The organism is Gluconobacter sp. P5B12 (genome assembly GCF_018812035.1).
In the GTDB taxonomy this organism is placed as follows: domain Bacteria; phylum Pseudomonadota; class Alphaproteobacteria; order Acetobacterales; family Acetobacteraceae; genus Gluconobacter.
In genome coordinates this window covers 115386-139561 of sequence record NZ_JACRVV010000001.1, presented here as the reverse complement: position 1 = coordinate 139561, position 24176 = coordinate 115386, and the positions used below count along the sequence as shown (strand labels likewise).

Here is a 24176-nt window from a genome sequence, read left to right as displayed (position 1 = left end):
GGTTCAGGCGATGGCTTTCTCATTCAAAAGCTGTTCAGACCGCTCGGCCTGCTCCGGCGTCAGATCTTCACGGCCTGTGGAAACAATGCGTCCACCATCGAAAGCTGCAACCAGATCAGTAATGTATGTGCCGAAAACGTCGCCCGTCACATTGATCAGAGCTACCCGATAAACCCCATCCATCGGGCGGGCATAACCCTGCATTGGGTTCAGTATTCCGGAGAAACCCGCACAAAGCGGAGCATCACGATGCACAACCGCTACATCCTGGCGGGCAATACGGTCCATGCCGAACAAAGTGACTTCATCACGTTCTTTATGGATAAGCCCAACATAGAGCTGGCCTGCCCGGGACAGATTTTTCAGGAACGCCCAGCCGCGCACATAGATGCCCCCGAACGGATCGACATCCTGCACAGGAGACCCAATGACGCCTGTGAACTCGTCGATGAAATTCTCCAGCATTCCGCTGCCATACGGATGGAGGTCTTTCTTCTGGAAGCCAGACAGCTTGATGCCGCGCAACAGACCGTCGCTATGAGAAATCCGATTAAAATCAGACAAAATGACATCGTTGGAAGGCATCGAACGATGAATTTTGTCGATCTTACCGCCCTCGACCTCAATCTGGACCGAAGTGAGCTGGAACGCTGCCTGCCCGTTGATGACATTGATCAGGCCAACGCGGAAACGACCTTCACACCACTTCCCACGCAGAGCTGTCTTGCCGGAGAAGCCAGAACGACGTGGAGACCCGTTGAACATCTCAACAATGTCCCCACGAATTTCACGTTCACACTCAAGGAAAATCAGCGGACTGTCTGCACCTTCTTCGATCAGAACTGCCAACATGCGGCCGGCTGTACTGATCCCAGGAAGAAGGAACCAGCCCCGGATATGAAATTCGTTGGCGCCTTCGAAATCTTCATCTTCGCTCGTGGCAAAGACGTGATGACAGACGTCATCAATATAGCACTCAGCGCCCTGGATGGAGAACCAGTCCGAAACAGGAATGGGCAGCTCAACAGAGAGATCACGTGTGGTCGGCGGATCAAAAATATGACGCGGCGGAGCCTGATGGCGCCATGATGGATGCGGAAGAAGGTGGACTTGCCCAGCATCCAACCGCAGGTCCGAAACGCCCATCGGACGACGCGGCACCACATCCTGGTAAAGCTTCAGCAAACCGTCCGCATACTCACGGGCATGCGTCCAGAGATGCGGGCCAATGTTTGCCATGATTTTCTTGCGCACAGGCTCAGAAGAACGCAGCAGTTCAAGGCGCTCCAGAACCATGCTGGGGCGATTGATCGGAACCTTGAAACCGTTAACACCATCTTCGACGCGATCCCCCAGAGCGCCGACATCCGTCACAATGGGGATCAGGCCATTCTGCCAAGCTTCGGAGAGGGAAATACAATAGGTTTCCGGCCAAATTGACAGGTTGAGTGCAACATCTGCCTTTTTCAGGGCCTCGATATCGCCCATGTCATATCGGCCGTACAGCTTCACGTTCGACCGGCTGCCAGCATTCAGAACAGCTTCGTATTCTGGATGCACATAACCGAAGATATGAAAGACAAAATGATCCGGATGAGCGATTTCGATCAGACTCAGGATCGTATCTGCCCCCTTGGTGCGCAGGAAATTACCAACTATCGCAACATGCAGAGGAGCATCACCCAACGGAGCATAGCTCTTCGGCTTCACCGGCACCGTGTTTTCAGGGCTCGGAATACCCGTGATCAGGCTGATTTTTTCATTAAGGATCGGATAGATCTCATGCGTCAGATCACGGGAATGCTGTGTCCCAAACATGATGGCATCAACAGAGTGAAGCATCTTGGCGACAAAGGCCCGACGCGTCTGCTCGCCACCATGATCCACATTTTCGGAAGCCTTTAGCGTGATATCCGCTGACAGGACAGAGCGGACCTCGTCTTCCACATACCGCAGTTCATGGTTCAGCAGGTTGTACCGCGCTGAGACAAGCCAGAAGTCATGCGCAGAGAAAACCACACCGACACCATTGGCCTTGGCGATGATCGGCAAGGAAAGGGCATGATGTCCGAGATGCTGGAAATGGACAATGTCCATGTTGTACTGGCTGATGACGCTTGAAAACGCCATTTCCTCTGGCGCATCGCACATTGCGTCTTGCCAGCCCACTTCCGGCACATCGAAGCGTTCGAGCTCCTGACCACTTGCCGTCGTCAGACGGCAGAATGTGCCACGACGCAGCCAGTAAAAGAACTCAACGTCACGTCCAAGCAGGGAGCAAAGAGCCTGCTGGTAAACTTCAACACCACCCCAGGCCTGCTCGTGAATTGTGGAATGCGTGCACATCAGCACCCGCAGACGGCGACGACGCTCAACCGGGAGGATATCAGCAGCCTTACGGCGACCAAAATCAGCACCAGTGATGTCACGCATCTTTTCGAGACGGTGCTCATAAAGATGATGTGCCAGCACCGACTTCTGAGACGCCTGAGCTGCTTTGCGACGCGTATTCTTGTTGTTAAGGATGCGAGCAACAGCATCCACGACGCCATCAGGATCACGCGCAAGGCTGATCCCCTCTACAGTATCGAAATGCTCGCTGCCCATGCTTTCAGGCGCTTCGACCACCTGTGCCGTACCGCCCAAAGCCAACTCGAAAAAGCGTGGTCCCGGCGCCGTCGCCTGACTGACATCGCCATGGCTGGCATAATCGCGGAACATCGTCAGAGTAACGGCGCTGACATTCGCAAAATCAATAAAGGCTTCGTGGCTGATCGGCCGCTGGATCGCAAGTGCGGCAAGGTCTGCGGGCAGCGGTGGCAGGTACTCGTTACCCGGGCAAACAAGCTTCAGTCTGGCATCCGGGAAGGCCGCAATCACGCGCCGCAGTGTCTGAACGCGGTTCGGCCACATCGTGCCAGCAAAGAAAATATCATATTCCAGCTCTGCGGCAGAGAGAACCTTGCGCTCATGAATGGAACGACTGGCCGCCAGAGGAAGATAGTGCCCCTTGCCATGGTAGTATTCGGCGCAAGACGGATCATTCGTAAAGACGAAGTCAAAAAGGCCGGCATTCTCAACATTGAAGTCCCGCATGAACGGGTCTTCAAAGGTCCAGAGAATTAACGTCTTGAATGCAGGGCGAACGCGACGAATCAGTGGAAGATTGATCCGTTGTGCGTCCAGACAGATCAGAACGTCATGCTCACCGGAGGCAGCAATACTGCCCAGGGACATATTGTCAGCGACAACAATCTGGTCATTACCAAATAGAGATCGAGCAGCCCGTTCGACCGCCAGCGTAAGGTAGGAATTGGGATTGTGGGTATAATTTGTGTTGTAAATAACCGCCATCAATCTCCTGAGCGCAGAACGCCCACTCCCATCTCAAACTGACTTCATCAGTCTTCTGGACATGAGACCACAAGACCGCTGCCGTCACGATACTCTTAATTCTTACCTGAAGGTTTACAGCAACAAAAGCCCCTGACAAGAAAGAAGATCATTACATCTCAAATACAAAAAAGGGCCGCTTGCGCGGCCCTTTTCTAAAATCATGACAACATAGAGTTATCTGATTTCCAGTCTCTTCAGACGTCTGTAGTACGACGACGGATTGCCGCGCCCAGAATGTCACCCAGGGAAGCGCCCGAGTCAGAAGAACCGTATTCGTTGATCGCAGCCTTGTCTTCCTCGACCTCACGGCCGCGGATCGTCAGCGCGAGCTTACGGGAAGCACGGTCAACGGAAACAATCTTCGCATCGACCTTTTCGCCAACGGCGAAACGCTCCGGACGCTGCTCAGCCTTGTCACGAGCCAGCTCTGCACGACGGATGAAGCCGGTCAGCAGATCGTCGACCTTCACTTCGATACCGTTTGCCTGAACTGCCGTTACGACGCAGGTCACAACAGCACCCTTCTGGATGCGGGACAGGGTGTCGGCTGCCGGATCTTCCTGAAGCTGCTTGATGCCCAGGGAGATGCGCTCCTTCTCAGGATCCACGTCGAGGACCTTGGCCTTAACGACCTGACCCTTTTCGTAGTTCGCCATGGCTGCTTCGCCAGCTTCGTCCCAGGACAGGTCGGACATGTGAACCATGCCGTCGATGTCTGCGGAGAGGCCAATGAACAGACCGAACTCGGTGATGTTGCGGATTTCGCCTTCGATGACAGAGCCAACCTTGTGCTCTTCTTCGAACTGCTCCCAAGGGTTGCGCTGAACCTGCTTGAGACCAAGCGAAATACGACGCTTGGAGCTGTCCACGTCCAGAACCATGACGTCGACTTCCTGGGAAGTAGCGACGATCTTGCCCGGATGGACGTTCTTCTTCGTCCAGGACATCTCGGAAACGTGCACCAGACCTTCGACGCCCGGCTCCAGCTCGACGAATGCACCGTAGTCGGTGATGTTCGTGACGCGACCCGTGAAGCGGGCACCAGCTGGGTACTTGATGGCGACGTTTTCCCACGGATCAGCTTCAAGCTGCTTCATGCCGAGGGAGATACGCTGCGTGTCCGGGTTGAAGCGGATGACCTGCACGCGAACCGGCTGACCGATCTGCAGAGCTTCGGACGGGTGGTTGATGCGCTTCCATGCGATGTCGGTGACATGCAGGAGGCCGTCAACGCCGCCGAGGTCAACGAACGCACCGTAGTCGGTGATGTTCTTGACGACGCCGTCAAGGATCATGCCTTCCTTCAGGCCCTGGATCAGCTCGGAGCGCTGCTCTGCACGGGTCTCTTCAAGAACGGCACGACGGGACACAACGATGTTGCCACGTGCGCGATCCATCTTCAGGATCTGGAACGGCTGCGGCTGACCCATCAGCGGGCCGACGTCACGAACCGGACGGATGTCAACCTGGCTGCCCGGAAGGAACGCCATTGCGCCGCCCAGATCAACCGTGAAGCCACCCTTGACGCGACCATAGATCGTGCCGTTGACGCGCTGGTTGTTGCCGAATGCACGCTCCAGAGCGGTCCATGCTTCTTCACGACGAGCCTTCTCGCGGGAAAGAACGATGGAACCGTCACGGTCTTCGTAACGCTCGACATACAGCTCGACAACGTCGCCCGGCTTTACGTCCGGAGCAGCGCCTGGCGGGCCGAATTCCTTAAGGGAAACGCGACCTTCGCTCTTGAGACCAACATCAACGATAGCGAATTCGTCGGTCAGACGGATCACGCGGCCCGTGACGACGGAGCCGTCAAAACCGGTGTCGCGGCCCAGGGTCTCTTCGAGGAGGGCTGCAAAATCTTCCATGCCGTGAGCGGCAGGGGCCTGTGTGGCTGAAGCCATGTAAATACAATATTCCCGGATTTTCGGCCTGAAACCGATCATCCACGTCTGCGCCACGCGGATCGAAATCTGGCATGGCGACTCCCCGCTGCCTCAAAAGGTCAGACCGGGTCCGTTAAATTATGGCCCGCACGCAAAACGCATGACGGACGACACTTTCCCCCTTCGGGCAAGGTGCTAACCCGCAACAACACCTTCCACAGGCGCTCTGTCAATAAAAAAACAGGTGTCAGACGGGCAGATACCGCAACTCAGATCCGAGTTATGCGCCGCCTGATTTCTTCGTGCGCCTTTTCAAGCACTTGCTCTGCAGAAAGCTCATCTGTCTCAATCAGAAGCGCATCTGCGGCCTGCACCAGAGGCGCAGTATCCCGCGAAGAATCCCGCGAGTCACGCGCGATGATCTCAGCGATCGCAGCGTCCAGCTCAGCCTCTGTGATCGCTGCGTCCCCGTGCACTTGGCGATGGCGACGAAGGGCCCGCGCCCTAGGGGAGGCCGTGATGAAAAACTTTACGTCCGCATCCGGGAAAACAACTGTGCCGATATCCCGCCCGTCAACAACGGCCCCTGTCTGGGCGGCGAACACACGTTGACGCTCCAGAAGAGCCTCACGCACAGCAGACTGGCTAGCTACCAGTGAGGCACCGCGGTCGATTTCCGGAACGCGCAGATCCGTTCTCCGCAGATCCCCCTGCTCAAGTGCTTCCGCCTGTGCAGAAGCATCGCCCGCAGGGTCAAGACCGGCATCAATCATGCGCCTTGCAACCGCACGATACAGGAGGCCCGTGTCCAGATAGGGCAAGGACAGCCGGGAGGCGAGCGCCTTGGCCAGCGTCCCCTTTCCAGCAGCCGCCGGCCCATCAACGGCAATGACCAGCGGACGGCTCATGCCCGGATATCCGCACCCAGACCATTCATGAGATCAACGAAACCGGGAAAGCTGGTTTCAATGAAGGCAGTATCATCAATATAAACCGGCTTCTGCGCAGCCAGACCAAAGACAATCCCACTCATGGCCAGACGATGATCCATGTGCGTCGTCACGCTTCCGCCACCCAGTGGGCCCTGAAAACCACGAACAATCAGGTCATCGCCAACCACTTCGGTTTCGGCACCATTCACATTCAGCAGGGAGACGGTTGCGGCCAGACGGTCACTTTCCTTCACCCGAAGTTCTTCCAGACCACGCAGACGGGAGGCCCCTTCCGCAAAAGCACAGGCAACGGCCAGAACGGGGTATTCGTCAATCATGGACGGTGCGCGCTCTGGCGGCACATCCACACCTTTCAGCTTGCTGTATCGTGCGCGAAGGTCACCCACAGGCTCCCCGCCCTCAATGCGCTCGTTTTCAATGGTCAGATCAGCACCCATTTCGAGCAGGGTAGTGAACAGACCCGTCCGAAGCGGGTTCAAACCAACATTCTCAATCAGCAGATCGGAACCAGGAACCAGCAGCGCAGCCACAAGCGGGAATGCAGAAGACGACGGATCACCCGGAACTGTCACGTCCCGTGCGGTCAGCTTCACCGGTCCGGTCAGCTCGATTCGGCGTCCACCAGCATCCAGAACGGAGACATCAACATCCACGCCAAAATGACGGAGCATATTTTCCGTATGATCACGGGTGGCGACCGGCTCTTCCACAACCGTCCGGCCAACGGCATTCAGCCCGGCCAAAAGAACTGCTGATTTTACCTGCGCAGAAGCAACTGGCAGACGGTATTCAAGCGGTTTCGCCTGACCATTGCCACGCACGGCCATCGGCAAACGGCCGCCCTCACGGGACAAAAACTCGGAACCGTTCTTCGAAAGCGGGTCCATCACCCGACGCATTGGACGGGAGCGCAGGGAAGCATCCCCGGTCATGACGCTGTTCATCTGGTGGGAAGAAAGAATACCGGACAGGAGCCGTGCTGCTGTCCCGGAATTCCCCATATCCAGCACATCTGCCGGCTCCGTCAGCTCACCGACGCCACGGCCATCAATGGTCCAGACGGCGCCGTCACGCGTGATCGTCGCACCCAGCGCGCGCATGGCGTCTGCGGTGCGCAGAACGTCTTCACCCTCCAGAAGGCCGTAAACCTTCGTACGGCCATGTGCGAGGGAGGCCAGCATCAGCGAACGATGGCTGATGGATTTGTCACCCGGTACGAGGGTACGGCCGGAAAGTCCCTTCGGGGACGCGGAAACTGTCAGAGGTCGCGCTTGCATGTGCACTTTCATGCGAGGGTCATTCCTGTGTGTCAATCACCCTGAAATACGTCCCCTCATGCAGATTTCGGGACACTTGGAGTTTGACATGGCGGAAACAAGCTGGCATGGCCGCGTTCCTTATCCGAGGCATTGGCAGGCTTGCGCAACATGGCAAAACCCGAACTCGGTCTAAAACGGACGTGCGTTGAGTGCGGCGCCCGCTTCTATGACCTGAACCGCGTCCCTACGGTGTGCCCGAAATGTGGCACCACCCAGCCGAACGATATCGGCCGTCTCAAGCGTAGCGAAGGACCGCTGCCTGAGGAGAAAGATCCGAACGCTCCGAAGGACGAGAACGAGGATGATGTAGACGTCGATCTGGACACGGACGATGATGCAGATGACGATGTCATCGCAGCAGACGACGATCTGGATGATGACGATGATCTCTCGAACGACATCGAAGTTTCGACTGACAAGGACGACCGCGACGACCACTAAGGTCGTCCGTGCTCTTTCCTTTGCAGCAGTATTGAGCGGCTGTGCCGGTCCGGGAGACGCCTTGTCCCCGGATGGCGCAGCCGTTCGTGCATTAAAGGACCGCCTGGAGCGCCATCCCAGCGCAACAGCAGTTCTTCAGGAGCACTGCTCCGTTCCCATTCGCGTCGTGCGCCTCTCCGTTGGAGAGCAGCCTTCACAGGAAACCCTGCGTCTTCTGGAAGTCTCAGACCCTCGGCAGGTTCGCACACGTCACGTTCAGCTTCTGTGTGGGGATGTCCCGCTCTCTGATGCCTGGAACTGGTATGTGCCGGAACGCCTGACAGATGACATGAACCATCTGCTGGAAACGACAGATACGCCTTTCGGTAAAGCTGTCTCGAAGACGAATTTTTATCGCCAGCGACTCGAAACACGTTTTCCAAATAACGCCACAGGAATCGTACTCGAAAACCGTGCGCTCCTCAGACGTGCTTCAGACAACGCACCAATTTCTCTGGTTGTGGAAGATTATCTGCCTGGTGCGCTGAAACCTCAGCCCTGATTTATCGCGCAGGCGACCAGTTCAGGTGCTGCCCGCCATCCATGGCCAGCATTTGCCCCGTGACGGACGGGAGAGAAAACAGCGCGAGCGTGGCTTCAGCGATTTCTTCGGGAGACGACCCACGCTTCAGGGGCGTTTGTGCGCACATCTTGTCAAAATGCTCCTGAGACTGTCGGCCTACCGTTGGCAGAACAGGCCCTGGACCAATGGCATTAACGCGAATACGCGGCGCCAGTGCCAGCGCAAGCGTTTGTGTCAGTGTCCACAAGCCAGCTCGGGACACGGTGTAGCTGATAAAATGTGGCGTCAGATTCCACACGCGCTGATCCAGCATATTCAAAATCAGCCCTTCAGCCTCTGCCGGCAGGGCTGCTGCCACCGCCTGAGACAGGACGAACGGAGCCCTCAAATTCGGCTCAAGATGCTGGTCCCAGCTTTCACGAGTTACAGTCTCGACTTCATCACGAATGAATGCTGAAGCGTTGTTGATGAGCACACCGATCGGCCCAAGCTGCTGAACTGCTTCAGCAGCCAGCCTGTTCACATCCGCTTCACACGACAGATCTGCGCCAATCACACATCCTCGGCCGCCAATGTGATCGAGCAGATCCAGCGCTTCTGTTTTGCTATCGCGATAATGAATGGCAACAGAAAAACCCTGCCCGGCCAGCATTTCAACCAGCGCCCGGCCAATCCGACGCGCACCACCGGTCACAATCGCCGTACGGGGGACTAGAGCGGAAATCATAATGCGCGTCGTGCAATCAGGGCAGCAGCCAGCGTGCCATCATCCAGCACGTCCAGAGCGCCCCCCATGGGAACGCCATGTCCGACACGGCTGACGACCACACCCGTTGATGCCAGTTTTTCCTGAAGCCAGTGCGCTGTGGTCGCCCCCTCGACTGTCGCACCAAGAGCGAGGATGACTTCTCTCACGCCACCTTCGGCAATACGGTCCAGCAGAGAAGAGACATTCAGATCTTCAGGGCCAAGACCGGCAAGCGCCGATAACGTTCCACCCAGAACCTGATAGACCCCGCGATGTACGCCAGCACGTTCCAGGGCCCACAGATCACCCACAGTTTCGACCACGCACACCAGACCGCCGTCACGGGTTGAGTCCGTACAGATGTGGCAGGGATCGATGGTGTCGAGATTGCCGCAAAGGGAGCATGTGCGGACGCTTGTGGCAGCCCGTTCCATGAGATGCGCCAAAGGCAACATCCGCGCCTCTGGCTGCCGCAGCAAACTGAGCGCAGCGCGACGGGCCGACCTCGGGCCGAGCCCCGGCAGGCGAGACAGCATGGAAATCAGCTGCTCGATGTCATTGCTGATCATCATGATGTGACGCCCGCAGAAAGACTATTCAGATCAGAACGGAAGCTTCAGACCTGGCGGCAGGTCCAGACCGCCCGTAACGTCTCGCATGGCTTCAGAGCTGGCCGCTTCAGCCTTGTTCTTGGCATCCGTGTAGGCTGCCACGATCAGGTCCTGAAGCATTTCCATCTCGTTCGGATGGGCGAGCTTCGGATCGATTTTCAGACCACGCATTTCGCCTTTACCCGTAAGTTGAAGTGTCACGAGACCAGCGCCAGCCGAACCATCTACCGTCAGATTTGCCAGATTTTTCTGGGCCTCTTCCATTTTGGACTGCATCTGGCTGGCCTGCTTCATCAGTCCTGCAAGGTTCTTCATAACGTCTCCTGGTCTTTCAGTTCAGATCATCTTCATCAAGGAAATCAGCGTCCAAAGGCGCGAATTCCAGATCCGGAGGAGAGTCCTCCGTCAATGGTGCGGTTATTTCGGGTGGAAGACCGTATTCATCAAGGGAGTGGTCTTGCACATCGCCGATTTTCGCACCGGGGAAAGCATCAAGAATGGCTTGGACCAACGGGTGTGCCTCAACCATTGCACGGTTGATGGCCACCACCTCCGCACCCTGTTCGTCCAGAGTTGGCTCACCTTCGGCTGTGGAAAGACTGATGCGCCACTGGCCGGGAAACATCTCTTCAAGAAAATTCTGAAGGAGACGGTCCGCCTTGGTGTGCTGGTCTTCCAGGCGAACCTGCACATCGGGGGGCGAAAAACGTACCAGATGCACCGACGAGCGCAGAACCCCATGCAACTGCGGCTGCTTGTCCCAAACCAGAGCGACCATCTCGCGCCATGTTCGTGGCGGGGGCGGAGGAAGTTCGGGTTCCGGGGCCAGCTCAGGAGCGGCCTCCGCATAACCCGGCTCAATAATTTCGCCGCCATTGGCCACCAGACGGACATGCGCACGAGGGCCACCCGTGTCAGTGGGCGATACGGACGTCGACAGCACAGGCGCAGTCTGCAACCCAGACGACACCTCTCCGGACGGAGCTGCTCCACCCGAAGGGCCTGATGGCAAGGAGAGATCGACCCCGCCTTCAGTCAACTGACGGATCAGACGGTCAGGCGTCGGTAGAAGGCTGGCGTGGCACAGTCGAATCAGGACCATCTCAGCCGCCTGACGACGATCCGGCGCAGATTCGACCTCGTTCACACCCTTCAGAAGAATCTGCCAGGCGCGTCCCAAACTGCTGGTTGAGAGCCTGTCTGCCAGCACGCCACCACGCAGTCTTTCGGCTTCTGGAAGGTCCCGGCTTTCACGAAGACCCGGCATCGCCTTGAGACGGGAAACAAGATGCAGAAGATCCAGAAGATCCGTCAGGAGAACGCCAAGATCAGCACCACGCGCATAAGCCTGATCGGTAAGATCCAAGGCCTCTGCTGCCTTGCCGGCCATAAGGGCATCAAGCAGATCAAAGACCAGTCCACGATCTGCCAGACCCAGCATGTCTGACACGGCATCGGCGTCGCTCGCACCCTGTGCAATCGCCTGATCCAGCAGAGATAGTCCGTCACGGACCGAGCCATCAGCTGCACGTGCAATGAGCGCCAAAGCGTCTTCGGAAAGAGTGGCTCCTTCCTTTTCGGCAATACGTCCAAAATGTTCGGTCAGCAGCGCCTGAGGCACGCGCCGGAGGTCAAACCGCTGACAGCGGGAAAGCACCGTCACCGGTACTTTCCGCAATTCCGTCGTGGCAAAAATGAACGTGACCTGTGACGGAGGCTCTTCCAGCGTTTTCAGCAGAGCATTGAACGCATTGCGAGACAGCATGTGCACTTCATCAATGATGAAGACTTTCATGCGCGCTTGCATCGGGCGGAAACGGGTCGCCTCAATGATTTCACGCACATCATCAACGCCCGTGCGAGACGCTGCATCCATTTCCAGAACGTCCGGATGCCGGTCCGCGAGGATGGCAGTGCAGTTTGCACAGACGCCACAGGGCTCCGCGGTCGGTCCACCCTTCCCGTCTGGCCCAATGCAGTTCAAGGCGCGTGCGATAATCCGGGCGGTCGTAGTTTTCCCCACGCCGCGCACACCCGTCAGCATGAAGGCATGCGCCACACGCTTCAGCTCGAACGCACGACGCAGGATTCGTACCAGCGAGTCCTGACCAATCAGATCATCGAGTGTCTGGGGACGATATTTTCGGGCAAGGACACGATAAGGCGTGCTTTTTTCTGCCTGAACAGGAACTGGAACCTGCTCGGCCGGGGCTTCACCAAAGAAGCCACCACCGCTCTCGGGCGGCAGGGGAAGATCGTCGATATCGTCAGTCATGAAACTGGAAAGCCGTCAGAGCGGGGAATGAGACCGCACTCTGTCGGTCTTGCACCGGGGCGCCTGACAGTAAAACTGCCGCGCCCACAGGCTGCACTAGGTAGGAGGCCGGACATTTAACCCGGATAAAACTCACTGCGGCTGCTTCCTTCCGGACCTGACCGGGTTGGCAAGGTATCCGTCCAAAGCCGACCTCCCGGCGCTCTCCTAACACGGAGATAGGGGTGTCTGACAACCCCCTATCATTCACCCGCGGCTTCACCCCCGGCATGACGCGGATCAGCAGCCCCATAAATGAGCCCGGTTTTGTGTGCAGAGAGGCTTGGACGATCCGCAAGAATACCTTCTGCCACACCCCATGGGCGGTGCAGAGACAGCGCATATCCTTCAGATTTCAGCTTATCCATGACGTCATCCGCCAGGGCACCTGGTTCCAGCTCAACAGCAGATGGCTCCCACTGCTCGTGGATTCGCGGCAGATCAACAGCCTGACGGATGTCCAGCCCGTAATCGAGCACGCCCAGAATGGCCGAAAGTGTGATCGTTGGAATACGGGAACCACCAGGGCTGCCGATCACCATAATCACCTTTCCATCCTTGGAGACAATCGACGGAGACATGGACGATAGCGGCGTTTTGCCCGGAGCAATGGCATTGGCTTCCGAGCCAACAATCCCAAACATATTGGGGGCACCTGGCTTGGCCGAGAAATCATCCATCTCGTCATTGAGCCAGATGCCGGTGTTGCCACCCATGACACCTGAGCCGAACCACCCGTTCAGGGTATATGTCGCGGAAACGGCCATGCCGCTCTTGTCCAATACCGAGAACTGGGTCGTCTCGTGCTTTTCCTGCGTGTCAGGAGCAGCCTGGGCAGCTTTAACCGGAAGCGCCTCACCAGCGCGGAGGGTGCTGGACGGCAATGCCTGATCAAGCGGGATCCCTGCCCTGACCTGTGCGGCATATGTCGGATCATTCAGGTGCTCGATCGGATTCTTGACGAATGCCGGATCCCCGAGATCGCGTCGATCCGAGTACGCATGTCGCATGGCTTCAATTTCACGCTGCGCAGACGCCGCCGTGTGCAAGCCAAGGGCGTGCATATCGTAGCCGGAGAGAATATTCAGAATTTCGCATAGCGCGATGCCACCACCGCTCGGAGGGGGTGCCGTGTCGATCGTGTACCCACGATAGGTGCAGCGGATCGGCTCAAGAAACCGGATATGATAATTCGTGAAATCTGATGGCTTCAGAAGGCCACCGCCTTCTTCGCTGGCCCGCACGATTTCAGCGGAAATCGGACCTTCGTAGAACGCTTTCGGACCATTCTTGGCGACCAGTTCAAGAGAATTGGCCAGATTTTTCTGAACCAGCCGGTCTCCAGGCTGAAAGGACGATCCGTCCGGACGCAGAAAAATAGAACGTGCGTATGGGTCCTGACGGAAATACTTCGTGGACGTGTCGAGGAGCTGTACGTCGCCTTCATTGAGCACAAACCCATCACGGGCGAGCGCTATGGCTGGAGCCATGACTTTTGCGCGTGGCAAACGCCCCCACTTCTGAAGGATCGTGTCCAATCCTGCGACAGTCCCCGGAATGGCGACCGCTTTCCAGCCTTCCGTTGAAAGCCCCGGAATGACTTTACCAGACGCATCCTGATACATGGTGGCTGTCGCAGCACCCGGGGCATGCTCCCGGAAGTCCACAAACACTGTCTGCCCGGATTTCAGGCGGATCGTCATGAAGCCGCCACCGCCGATATTACCCGCAGCGGGGTAAACGACAGCCAGCGCATAACCCACCGCAACCGCTGCATCGATGGCATTGCCACCTTCCGCCAGGATTTTGGCGCCGGCATCAGAAGCGAGATGCTGGGCGGAAACCACCATGCCGTGCTTGCCAGAGACCAGAACGCCCGGAGACGTATGATCCGGACCAAAGGCCAGCGGATCATGGGCAGAGCTCAAAGGGGCTGCCGTGGGAGCAGCCAGCGCCGTGCCCCCCGTCAGGCCCGCAACAATCAGGGCAAACAGTTTTTTCATGCGCCAGCTCCGTATGGGGGCTTGTTGTAACCTTTCGGGGACAGCGTGAAGATTTCACATCCGTCGTCCGTCACGCCAATCATATGCTCGAATTGTGCAGACAGCGTCCGGTCACGCGTGACAGCTGTCCAGCCATCATCAAGAATTTTCACTTCAGGTTTGCCGATATTCAGCATCGGCTCAATGGTGAAAACCATTCCCGGCACGAGCTTCACGCCCTGCCCTGGCTTGCCGTAATGCAGAACGTTCGGAGCGGCATGGAATTCCCGGCCAATGCCGTGACCACAAAAATCACGCACGATGGAGAAACGGTTCTTTTCCGCATGGACCTGAATGGCATGACCGACATCGCCCAGCGTCTTGCCTGGCTTGACCTGCTCAATGCCGAGCATGAGGGACTCATAGGTCACCTCAACGAGTTTTTCAGCTTTCTTGGGGGCCTTGCCTACGATGTACATCCGGGAATTATCCCCGTACCAGCCATCCAGAATGGACGTGACGTCAATATTGACGATATCGCCGTTGGCCAGTTTCTTCTCACCGGGGATGCCGTGACACACAACATGGTTGATCGAAATGCAGCAGGATTTCGGGAAGCCATGATAATTCAGAGGAGCCGGTGTAGCGCCGTGCGCCAGAGTGAACTCATGAATAAGGGTATTGAGTTCTTCCGTCGTGACGCCGGGTTGAACATGCTCGGTAATCATATCCAGCGTTGCCGCTGCCAGATGCCCAACCGTTCTTAGATGTTTGAAATCTTCACTGTCATAAAGAACAATCCCACGCGAATTATCACCCATGTCTACCGCCCGATCCTAAATCTCTTAACTGGTCGGGACAAAATGCGACCGTCCCGACCGGATCGCAAGGCAGTGATGCGAGTTTTTCACCCGCGCGGGTGACGGCCCGGCTTGTGATGGGCAGCAACATGGTGAGCACTGACCATGCGAACAGAGGCTGAATGATGCGCAACACGGCCATAACGGCGCGGTGACGTTGGCGCATCCGCCACTTCAATAGGACGGCTGGATGCAACCATTGTCCCATGATGAGCAAAACGACCACCACGACGCGCAGACGCGATCATGACAGTGCGCGGAGCGACCGGATGAAGCAGAGGCTGTGGCGCGACGCCTTCTGAAGCGAAACCATCATCCAGAATGGACGCCATTTCCATCGAACGACGCGCATTTGAGGACGACCCAAGGACCACACCAATCAGACGAACATTTCCACGGATGGCAGACGTGACAAGATTCCGCCCCGCAGCATCGGTGTAACCCGTCTTCATGCCGTCAGCGCCCGAATAGATTTTCAGCATCGGATCATGGTTGGGAACCAGATGACGATGGAAATAGAAGGAAGGCACGCCGAAATAGTGATAATACTGCGGGAAATCGTTGATAAGGTGCTGCGCGAGAAGCCCTAGATCATGCGCTGTCGTGACCTGATCGGGGTCAGGCAGGCCGGATGCGTTGCGGAACGTTGTGTTGGCCATTCCCAGAGCACGCGCCTGCTGCGTCATGAGCTGAGCAAAACGGACCTCGTCGCCCCCCCCCAGGAACTCACCCAGAGCGCACGCAGCGTCATTGGCGGACTTGGTGACAAGCGCCAGAATGCCCTGCTCAACGGTCAGCCGAGTGCCTGGGACCAGTCCAAGCTTGGATGGAGCCTGCATGGAAGCATGAATGGAAACCGGGACTTCCTGATCCAGCGTAATCTGATGGGCTTCCAGCGCACGGAAGGTCAGATACAGCGTCATGAGTTTTGTCAGGGATGCAGGATACCGCTGAAGATCGGCGTCCGACTGGGACAGAACGGCACCTGAATGTGCATCCATCACGAAACTGGACGTGTGGCCTGCGTATTGTGCCTTGGCAGAGCCCGCACCAACTGCAGTCAGAGCGCATAACAGAAGGGCCTTGCGGACAGGGAAACGCATTATGTGGCAGCCTCTGAACAAAACATTGAACGCTGGAAAGATTGAACTGTTTAACGCAGTCCTTAATCCCGTTACTCTAGGCGCAACAAAAAGCGCCCGTCCACAAGGTTTGGGGCAGTTTGCTTAATTTTTCGTAAGCATGACCCAAACCCGACCAGAACATGTCAGGAAGATGGCGATATTCACGAAATGTACTCATCCTTACCCCCTTCTCAAGTCGGGGGAAGCGTCCCATATCATACCAGTCATGTCTTCTTACGATCTCCCTTCACCAGCCACCTCCCATTCTGAAGCCGAGTCTATTTTCGGACCAGTCAGGATGGGGCCGGGATCATCGGACCCAAAAGGTCCGACAAATCCACGCCTGCCCGATGACGAAGATCTTGAGATCAGCGTTGTCGTTCGCCCTCGTACACGAACGCGCAAGCCGTCGATGTACAAGGTTCTTATGCTCAACGATGACTACACACCGATGGAGTTTGTCGTGCACGTGCTGGAACGGTTTTTTTCCAAGAACAGGGAAGAAGCCACCACCATCATGCTGCATGTGCATCAGCGGGGCGTAGGGGTCTGCGGCGTCTTCACCTACGAAGTTGCGGAGAGCAAGGTCGCTCAGGTTATGGATCTGGCCCGCCAGAACCAGCATCCGCTTCAGTGTACGATCGAAAAAGACTGATTTCCCGCCACAGTCATACAGGCATCGGACAATTTCTTGTTCAGCCTTACGTTTCTGACTGGCGTTACGTGTTGCACCACGACAAGATACCTCTTCCACGAGAGGTCGAGAGGAGCGCCACCCTATGCTGTCCCGTACGCTCGAACAGACGCTCCACCGCGCCCTGACATTCGCAGGTGATCGGCGTCATGAGTATGCCACCCTCGAACATCTGCTGCTGGCTCTGACAGAAGACGCCGACGCACTGACGGTTTTCCGCGCCTGCGGAATTGACCTCGACAAGCTGCGCTCGGACCTGACGGACTTTCTGGACAAGGACCTTGCCGGTCTTGCGTCCGACCGTCCGACAGAACCAAAACCAACGGCGGCTTTCCAGCGCGTAATTCAACGCGCGGCCATTCACGTGCAAAGCACAGGCCGCGATGAAGTTACGGGTGCCAACGTTCTCGTTGCGCTCTTTGCGGAACGTGAAAGCCACGCCGTGTACTTCCTGCAATTGCAGGACATGACGCGACTCGACGCCGTGAACTTCATTTCGCATGGCATCGCCAAAGCGCCGGACCGTGGCGCTGGCCGTAAGGCTGCCGCTGCATCCAAGGATAATTCCGAGCGTGAAGAGCGCAAGGAAACAGCCAAGGACGGCGCCCTCGCGACCTATTGCGTCAATCTGAACGACCGTGCCCGTGAAGGGCGGATCGATCCACTGATTGGTCGCGATCAGGAGATCGAACGCACGATCCAGATCCTGTGCCGCCGCACCAAAAACAACCCGCTGTATGTGGGTGACCCGGGCGTCGGCAAGACTGCGATCGCGGAAGGTCTGGCAAAGCGTATTGTTGAGAAAGACGTGCCTGAAGTCCTGCAGGACTGCACGATCTACTCTCTCGACATGGGCTCCCTGCTGGCTGGCACACGTTACCGCGGTGATTTCGAAGAACGCCTCAAGGCTGTCGTGACGGAAATGGACCAGACGCCCGGTGCGATCCTGTTCATTGACGAAATCCACACGGTCATTGGTGCGGGCGCGACGTCTGGTGGTGCGATGGATGCATCGAACCTGCTCAAGCCAGCTCTGGCTGCAGGTACGCTGCGCTGCATCGGCTCCACGACATACAAGGAGTTCCGTCAGCACTTCGAGAAAGACCGTGCACTGGTCCGGCGCTTCCAAAAAATTGACGTCCCTGAGCCGTCAGTCGAGGACACGATCAAGATCCTGCGCGGCCTTAAGGGCAGCTACGAGAAGCACCACAAGGTTCGCTACACCGACGAAGCCCTGCGTGGCGCCGTCGAACTGGCAGCCCGATATGTGCATGACCGCAAACTGCCCGATAAAGCCATCGACGTCATTGACGAGGTCGGTGCGGCGCGGATGCTGGTGCCTGAGAACAAGCGCCGCAAGACCGTGACGCTGCGGGATGTGGAAGATGCAATCGCCAAGATTGCCCGCATCCCACCCAAGAGCGTCACGGCGGATGATCGGGAGACCCTGCGCCATCTGGAGCGGGATCTGCGGAACATGGTGTTCGGGCAGGACAAGGCGATTGATGCACTGGCTGCGGCGATCAAGCTGTCCCGTGCGGGCCTGCGTGATGCGGAGAAGCCGATTGGCAACTACCTGTTCTCCGGCCCTACGGGCGTCGGCAAGACGGAAGTTGCACGTCAGTTGGCGTCGTCTCTTGGCATCGAACTGATCCGCTTTGACATGTCCGAATACATGGAGCGTCATTCGATCTCCCGTCTGATCGGCGCGCCTCCAGGGTATGTCGGGTTTGATCAGGGGGGACTGCTGACGGATGCAATCGACCAGCATCCTCATGCCGTCCTGCTGTTGGACGAAATCGAAAAGGCCCACCCGGACCTTTACAACGTCCTGCTTCAGGTCATGGACCATGGCCGCCTGACAGACCACAACGGCAAGACAGTCGATTTCCGCAACGTGATCCTGATCATGACCACGAATGCGGGCGCGGCTGACCTGTCCAAGGAAGCGATCGGTTTCGGCCGGACCAGCCGTGCGGGTGAGGATGAAGAGGCAATCAAACGCACCTTCACACCTGAGTTCCGCAATCGTCTGGATGCGATCATTCCGTTCGCTAACCTGACGCCGGAGACCGTGGGCCGCGTGGTGGAGAAGTTCGTTCTCCAGCTCGAAGCCCAGTTGGCTGACCGTCACGTTACGATCGAAATCTCCTCTGCTGCCAAGGAATGGCTGGCCGAGAAGGGTTATGATCGCCTGTATGGCGCACGTCCTCTCGGCCGCGTCATTCAGGAGCACATCAAGAAGCCATTGGCCGAGGAACTGCTCTTCGGTCGACTGGCCAAAGGCGGGGCCGTCAAGATTGGCCTCAAGAATGACGTACTGGACTTCGAGATTATCGAAGGGACCGGCGTCAAAGGCGACAGTAGCGCCGAGAAGAAAGACGAAGCGACCAACTAGGCCGCCCGTCACGAAAAAGCCCGTAGGACATTCCTACGGGCTTTTTTTATTCGTAGCGGTGTCCGTTGACGGTCACATAGCCGGGCCACGGCCATTTGCGGCTGGTGCCGTGATGCGTCCAGTCAATCCCCTGCTTGCGCAGGCTGTCGTAGTAGTACCGCCCCTGAACCTCGACGGTGTCGCCCTTCTGCACCCAGGGCCATTGTGGGGCAGTCATTTCATCAAGCCCCGAGACAATTCGGATAGATACGCCCTGCCCTACATCCAGGTAGAAATAGCCATGCCATCCGCTGCGGGTCCGCTTCGCATGGGGTGCAATGGCGATGACGCGCCCGCAAATATGCTCGGGAAGATCCGTCCGGGTGGCGCCACGTTGCTCGAAGGTCTGCTGGTCACTCAGGAATTTGGCGTTGTCACAGCTTGCCGGCATCGGCGCTATCGCCTGTGCCAGAGTAGGAAGTGGCGCACCCAAACATGCCATTGCAGCCAGAAGTCTCAGACGGGACATCATCAAAAGCACTCTCCAGTCAGGAAAGTGCTTTTATGCGCCGAAACACATCCTGAAACAAATGCCGTCGCCCGTTTACAGGGAGCCGAACAGAACAGCTGTATCGATCATGCGGTTCGAGAAGCCCCATTCATTGTCATACCATGAGCAGACGCGAACCATTCGACCACATTCCATGATGGCCGTCTGCGTGGCGTCAAAATTCGAAGATGCGGGTGAATGGTTGAAGTCGCTACTGACCAATGGGGCACTGCTATAGGCCAGCACACCTTTCAAGGGGCCCGAAGCAGCTTCCTGCATGACGCGATTGACGTCTTTGGCCGTTTCCGGTGGACGGCGGGACAGGAAGTCGAACGATACTAGAGAAACATTAGGCGTTGGCACGCGAATGGACGTGCCATCCAGCCGACCCTTCAAGTGCGGCAGAACCAGACCAATTGCCTTGGCCGCCCCCGTGGACGTAGGCACCATGTTGAGCGACGCGGCTCTGGCCCGGCGAAGGTCCTTATGGCGCCGGTCAACGATCTGCTGGTCTCCGGTGAAAGAGTGGATCGTCACCATGTATCCGCACTCGATACCGTAATTGTCGTCGAGCACTTTCACGAGCGGCGCCAGACAATTCGTTGTGCAGGAGGCATTGGAAATGACCGTCATGTCCGGCTTCAGCATGTCATTGTTCACGCCGTAGACGATGGTTGCGTCCACATCGGTGCCAGGCGCTGAAATCAGGACTTTCCGGGCACCAGCCTGAAGAAGCGTGGAGGCTTTTTCCTTGGTGGTGAACAGGCCGGAACATTCAAGGGCTACATCAACACCGTCAAATGGCACCTTCGACGGGTCACGCTCGGATGAAATGCGAATGGGACCGTAAGACCGCCCGTTATGGGTCAGGGTCAGCATATCGCCTTCGACGTGGACTTCCCCTGGCAGGCGGCCATGCACGCTGTCATACGTCAGCATGTGAATCTTGTCTTCAACGGACCCAGGGCCATTGATGGCGACGGGCACAACGTCATCCCGGCCGCTTTCAAGAATGCTGCGAAGGGCCAGTCTGCCAATACGGCCAAAACCGTTAATGGCGATCTTTACTGTCATTGTCTTTGGTCTCCGTCAGGGAAAACCGCCGCAAAGGCGGTTTGTCCCGGCAGGTGTGAAAGCGCCGGGACAGTCGTGCCGAGGGGCAGGATCACAGACCGATCCGGTTGAGTGGCTTGCCCGCCATCAGGTTCCGCTCGATTTGCTCAAGGGAAACACCGCGCGTTTCAGGCACAAATTTCAGGGTGAGGTAGATAAAGAACGCATTGAACGCCGCGTACATCCAGAAGGTCTGGGCATTCCCGATGGTGTTCAGGAGCGTCAGGAACGTCAGGCCGACGATCATGTTCGTGACCCAGTTCGTGAAGGTGGAGCAACCGATGCCGAAATCGCGCCCTTTGATGGGCTGAACTTCCGAGCACAGGATCCACACCAGCGGACCGGCAGAGAACGCAAATCCGACGATGAAGGCCAGCAGCATGATCACGGCGCCATATCGCGCAAGTTCGCTATTGCCGGTTCCGAAGTAGAGCAGCGTCCCAACTGAAGCCATGCCGATCGTCATGATGATGAAGCCGGCAATCAGCATCGGGCGACGGCCCCATTTGTCCACGAAGCCAATGGCAATGAACGTCGACAGCACATTCACCAGACCGACAATGGCCGTACCCCACATGGCTGCGTTATCGCCAAAACCTGCGACTTCGAAAATGCGGGGCGCGTAGTACATCACCACGATGATGCCCGTGAACTGCTGCATGGTCTGGAGCAGGATGCCCAGAAAAACAGAGCGGCGGAAATTTGCGTTGGCCTTGAACAGGCCGTAGCCGCCTTCAATCTGCGCAAGCTGCTCTTCAATGTCCGAGATCTCGGCGCGTGCGTCGCCTTCATGGCCACGCAGCTGATGCAGAACCGTAAAAGCTTCGTCCTTACGGCCCCGCAATACGAGCCAACGTGGGCTGTCAGGCAGCAGCAGCACGCCAAGCAGAAACACGACGCCTGGAATAGCGACAATGCCGAGCATCCAGCGCCATGAGCCGGAATAAGCCAGCAGCGCATCAGAAATGAACGCTACAAAAATCCCGACCGTAATCATGAGCTGGTAAACCGAGATCAGAGACCCACGGTAGTGCTGATGCGCAATCTCGGAGATATAAAGTGGAGCGGTAAAGCTTGCGATGCCAACAGACACGCCAAGCACCATACGCCCCACAATCAGCAGCGTGACGGATGTTGCCAGCGCACACAACAGCGACCCGAGAACAAACAGGACAGCTGAAGACAGCAGCAGGCGCTTCCGGCCGAAGAGATAGGACAGGCGCCCACCGCAGACGGCACCTACCGCCGCACCAACCATCATCGATGAGACGATGCACTCCTTGCCGAAGTCCGTGACGTTGAATTCCAGACCGATGAATTTCAGAGCCCCTGAAATCACACCCAGATCGAGACCAAACATCAGACCCGCAACAGCAGCCAGAATTGCCGTCAGGACACTTTTACCATTCAGAGACACTGGCGGCGGTGGTGCCGAAAGGTCGATGCCACTCATTGCCTTATTCCTTAATTCAGATTCCCATTATGGGAATAGTCTTTCAACGCAGCATGTTCTCAGGTTGTTTATTCAAGTAAAATCAAATAAAAGAGACAGGTTGTATTTCTTTTTATTTGAATTTACATGTTTGGATAGTTCGGGCCATCGCCTCCCTGCGGCGTTGTCCAAACGATATTCTGGCTTGGATCTTTGATGTCGCAGGTTTTGCAATGCACACAGTTCTGGAAGTTAATCTGGAACCGTGGCTGTTCATTCTCCGGACGCAGAACCTCATACACGCCCGCCGGGCAGTAACGCTGGGCAGGCTCAGCGTAGAGCGGCAGGTTCACCTGGATTGGGATGGATGGATCACGGAGTGTCAGATGGCAGGGTTGGCGTTCTTCGTGGTTGGTGAAGGCAAACGCCACATTGGTTGTGCGATCAAAGCTGAGTTGCCCGTCCGGCTTGCGATATTCAATCGGCTTGAAACTGGCAGCCAACCCTGTTGCCGCGGCATCGGACTTTCCGTGTCCGAGCGTTCTGAAGGGAGAGTGTCCGGTCAGAGTTGTCATCCACATATCCAGACCACCGAGCGCAACACCGCCCAGGAGGCCAAACCGCTCCCACAGAGGTTTGACGTTACGGACGGCCTTTAAGTCTGTCCCGACAGGGCCGTTTCGCAGTTCTTCCTCATAATCCGTCAGTTCATCCTGAGCGCGCCCAGCCGCCAGCGCTGCGCGGGCCGCATCGGCAGCGGCAATGCCGGAGAAAATGGCGTTATGGCTGCCCTTGATGCGCGGAACATTCACAAGCCCGGCGGAACACCCGAGCAGAACGCCGCCAGGGAAAGTCACTTTCGGAATGGACTGCCAGCCACCTTCGGATAGCGCACGCGCACCATAAGCCACGCGTTTTCCGCCTTTCAGCAGTTCGGCCACCATCGGGTGGTGCTTGAACTCCTGAAACTCACGGTATGGGTCCAGATACGGGTTTTCATAGCCCAAATGGACGACAAACCCGACGCAGACCTGATTGCTGTCGAGATGGTAGATGAAGGACCCACCGCCCGCCTTGCTATTCAGCGGCCAGCCCATGGTGTGTGTGACTGTGCCTTCATGATGTTTGGCGGAATCGATCTCCCAGATTTCCTTGAGGCCCAGCCCGAATTTTTGCGGGTCCTTGCCCTCGGAAAGCGCGAAACGATCCATCAGCTGCCGGGCCAGTGATCCCCGCGCACCTTCGGCGAAGAACACGTATTTCCCGCGCAGTTCCATACCAGGCTCGTAAGCATCCCCCGGCGTTCCATCCGGGTTTTTACCGAACTCGCCAGCCACCACACCCGTAACGCGACCCTGATCGTCATAAACGACTTCGCTTGCTGCCATACCGGGGAAGATTTCCACTTCCAGGCCCTCTGCGACCTGTGCCAGCCAGCGGCAGACATTCCCCAGCGAGACAATGTAATTCCCGTGGTTGTCCATGAGCTTTGGCATCAGAACATTCGGCAGGCGGATCTGGCTCTTTTCCGTCAGCAGGAAGAAATTGTCTTCCCTTACCGGCACGGTGATGGGCGCGTCCATGGTCCGCCATTCGGGAAGCAGCACATCCAGCGCGCACGGATCAATGACCGCGCCTGACAGGATATGCGCCCCGACTTCAGACCCTTTATCCAGTACGACCACGGAGAGGTCCGGCTCATTCTGTTTGAGCCGGATCGCCGCGGAGAGACCGGCAGGGCCAGCGCCGACGATGACAACGTCATAGTCCATGCTTTCCCGTTCGATCGTAGTCATGGTCTTTCTCCTCCCTGC

At 57.1% G+C, this 24176-nt stretch carries 19 protein-coding genes and 1 other RNA gene; 4 read left to right on the top strand and 16 right to left on the bottom strand.

Translation table 11 applies throughout. From position 1 onward, the window contains the following. Window positions 1-3: 3 nt before the first annotated feature. The 4 genes from KP702_RS00560 to aroA all read right to left on the bottom strand — a co-directional run bounded on the left by KP702_RS00560 (window position 4) and on the right by aroA (window position 7512). Complete coding sequence (locus KP702_RS00560; RefSeq protein WP_202206267.1) at window positions 4-3354, bottom strand: glycosyltransferase; 3351 nt, start codon at window positions 3352-3354, stop codon at window positions 4-6. 236 nt (window positions 3355-3590) lie between these two features. Then, the gene (gene rpsA / locus KP702_RS00555; protein ID WP_202206266.1) at window positions 3591-5300 is read right to left on the bottom strand and encodes a 30S ribosomal protein S1; all 1710 of its coding nucleotides are present in this window, start codon (window positions 5298-5300) and stop codon (window positions 3591-3593) included. 251 nt (window positions 5301-5551) lie between these two features. Further along, entirely contained in the window at window positions 5552-6190 is a 639-nt protein-coding gene (cmk, locus tag KP702_RS00550) for a (d)CMP kinase (protein WP_202206265.1), read from the bottom strand. Then, window positions 6187-7512: a 3-phosphoshikimate 1-carboxyvinyltransferase gene (aroA, locus tag KP702_RS00545; RefSeq protein ID WP_215768530.1), complete on the bottom strand. Its 1326-nt coding sequence runs from the start codon at window positions 7510-7512 to the stop codon at window positions 6187-6189. The genes cmk and aroA overlap by 4 nt, the downstream gene beginning before the upstream one ends. A 150-nt stretch (window positions 7513-7662) precedes the next feature. Between aroA and KP702_RS00540 the strand changes: the two genes are divergently transcribed. Further along, window positions 7663-7995 carry a TIGR02300 family protein gene (locus KP702_RS00540; RefSeq protein WP_046900134.1) on the top strand — a complete coding sequence of 111 codons (333 nt, stop codon included), beginning with the start codon at window positions 7663-7665 and terminating at the stop codon, window positions 7993-7995. Further along, complete coding sequence (locus KP702_RS00535; protein WP_237389811.1) at window positions 7937-8536, top strand: hypothetical protein; 600 nt, start codon at window positions 7937-7939, stop codon at window positions 8534-8536. Before KP702_RS00540 ends, KP702_RS00535 begins: the two co-directional genes overlap by 59 nt. Window position 8537: 1 nt before the next feature. On the opposite strand, the gene KP702_RS00530 is transcribed toward KP702_RS00535, so the two are convergent. The 8 genes from KP702_RS00530 to KP702_RS00495 all read right to left on the bottom strand — a co-directional run bounded on the left by KP702_RS00530 (window position 8538) and on the right by KP702_RS00495 (window position 16175). After that, a complete protein-coding gene (locus tag KP702_RS00530; protein ID WP_202206264.1) occupies window positions 8538-9284 on the bottom strand; it encodes an SDR family oxidoreductase in 747 nt (248 codons plus the stop codon). Beyond that, complete coding sequence (gene recR / locus KP702_RS00525) at window positions 9281-9874, bottom strand: recombination mediator RecR (RefSeq protein ID WP_167386111.1); 594 nt, start codon at window positions 9872-9874, stop codon at window positions 9281-9283. Before recR ends, KP702_RS00530 begins: the two co-directional genes overlap by 4 nt. 33 nt (window positions 9875-9907) lie before the next feature. Continuing rightward, a complete protein-coding gene (locus tag KP702_RS00520; RefSeq protein WP_215768351.1) occupies window positions 9908-10231 on the bottom strand; it encodes a YbaB/EbfC family nucleoid-associated protein in 324 nt (107 codons plus the stop codon). A gap of 16 nt (window positions 10232-10247) precedes the next feature. Continuing rightward, window positions 10248-12191, bottom strand: a complete 1944-nt coding sequence (locus KP702_RS00515) for a DNA polymerase III subunit gamma/tau (RefSeq protein ID WP_202206263.1) — start codon at window positions 12189-12191, stop codon at window positions 10248-10250. A 101-nt stretch (window positions 12192-12292) separates the two neighbouring features. Further along, window positions 12293-12387: signal recognition particle sRNA small type (gene ffs, locus KP702_RS00510), an RNA gene on the bottom strand. 46 nt (window positions 12388-12433) lie between these two features. Next, the gene (gene ggt / locus KP702_RS00505) at window positions 12434-14233 is read right to left on the bottom strand and encodes a gamma-glutamyltransferase (RefSeq protein ID WP_202206262.1); all 1800 of its coding nucleotides are present in this window, start codon (window positions 14231-14233) and stop codon (window positions 12434-12436) included. Beyond that, on the bottom strand, window positions 14230-15033 hold the full coding sequence (map, locus tag KP702_RS00500) for a type I methionyl aminopeptidase (protein ID WP_202206261.1): 804 nt from the start codon (window positions 15031-15033) through the stop codon (window positions 14230-14232). Before map ends, ggt begins: the two co-directional genes overlap by 4 nt. A gap of 86 nt (window positions 15034-15119) precedes the next feature. Beyond that, window positions 15120-16175: a D-alanyl-D-alanine carboxypeptidase family protein gene (locus tag KP702_RS00495; RefSeq protein ID WP_202206260.1), complete on the bottom strand. Its 1056-nt coding sequence runs from the start codon at window positions 16173-16175 to the stop codon at window positions 15120-15122. A gap of 247 nt (window positions 16176-16422) precedes the next feature. On the opposite strand from KP702_RS00495, the gene clpS reads away from it, so the two are divergent. Both clpS and clpA read left to right on the top strand, forming a co-directional pair. Beyond that, entirely contained in the window at window positions 16423-16851 is a 429-nt protein-coding gene (gene clpS / locus KP702_RS00490; protein WP_232309080.1) for an ATP-dependent Clp protease adapter ClpS, read from the top strand. 124 nt (window positions 16852-16975) lie between these two features. Then, window positions 16976-19288, top strand: a complete 2313-nt coding sequence (gene clpA / locus KP702_RS00485; protein ID WP_099210941.1) for an ATP-dependent Clp protease ATP-binding subunit ClpA — start codon at window positions 16976-16978, stop codon at window positions 19286-19288. A gap of 46 nt (window positions 19289-19334) precedes the next feature. Here the strand turns inward: clpA and KP702_RS00480 are convergent, their stop codons facing one another. The 4 genes from KP702_RS00480 to KP702_RS00465 form a co-directional block, all read right to left on the bottom strand. Further along, entirely contained in the window at window positions 19335-19799 is a 465-nt protein-coding gene (locus tag KP702_RS00480) for a DUF3465 domain-containing protein (RefSeq protein WP_215768350.1), read from the bottom strand. Window positions 19800-19871: 72 nt separating this feature from the next. Continuing rightward, entirely contained in the window at window positions 19872-20891 is a 1020-nt protein-coding gene (gene gap, locus KP702_RS00475; protein ID WP_202206258.1) for a type I glyceraldehyde-3-phosphate dehydrogenase, read from the bottom strand. Window positions 20892-20982: 91 nt separating this feature from the next. Continuing rightward, on the bottom strand, window positions 20983-22383 hold the full coding sequence (locus KP702_RS00470; protein WP_099210947.1) for a sugar porter family MFS transporter: 1401 nt from the start codon (window positions 22381-22383) through the stop codon (window positions 20983-20985). A 122-nt stretch (window positions 22384-22505) separates the two neighbouring features. Further along, complete coding sequence (locus KP702_RS00465) at window positions 22506-24158, bottom strand: electron transfer flavoprotein-ubiquinone oxidoreductase (RefSeq protein WP_252348481.1); 1653 nt, start codon at window positions 24156-24158, stop codon at window positions 22506-22508. Window positions 24159-24176: the final 18 nt, after the last annotated feature.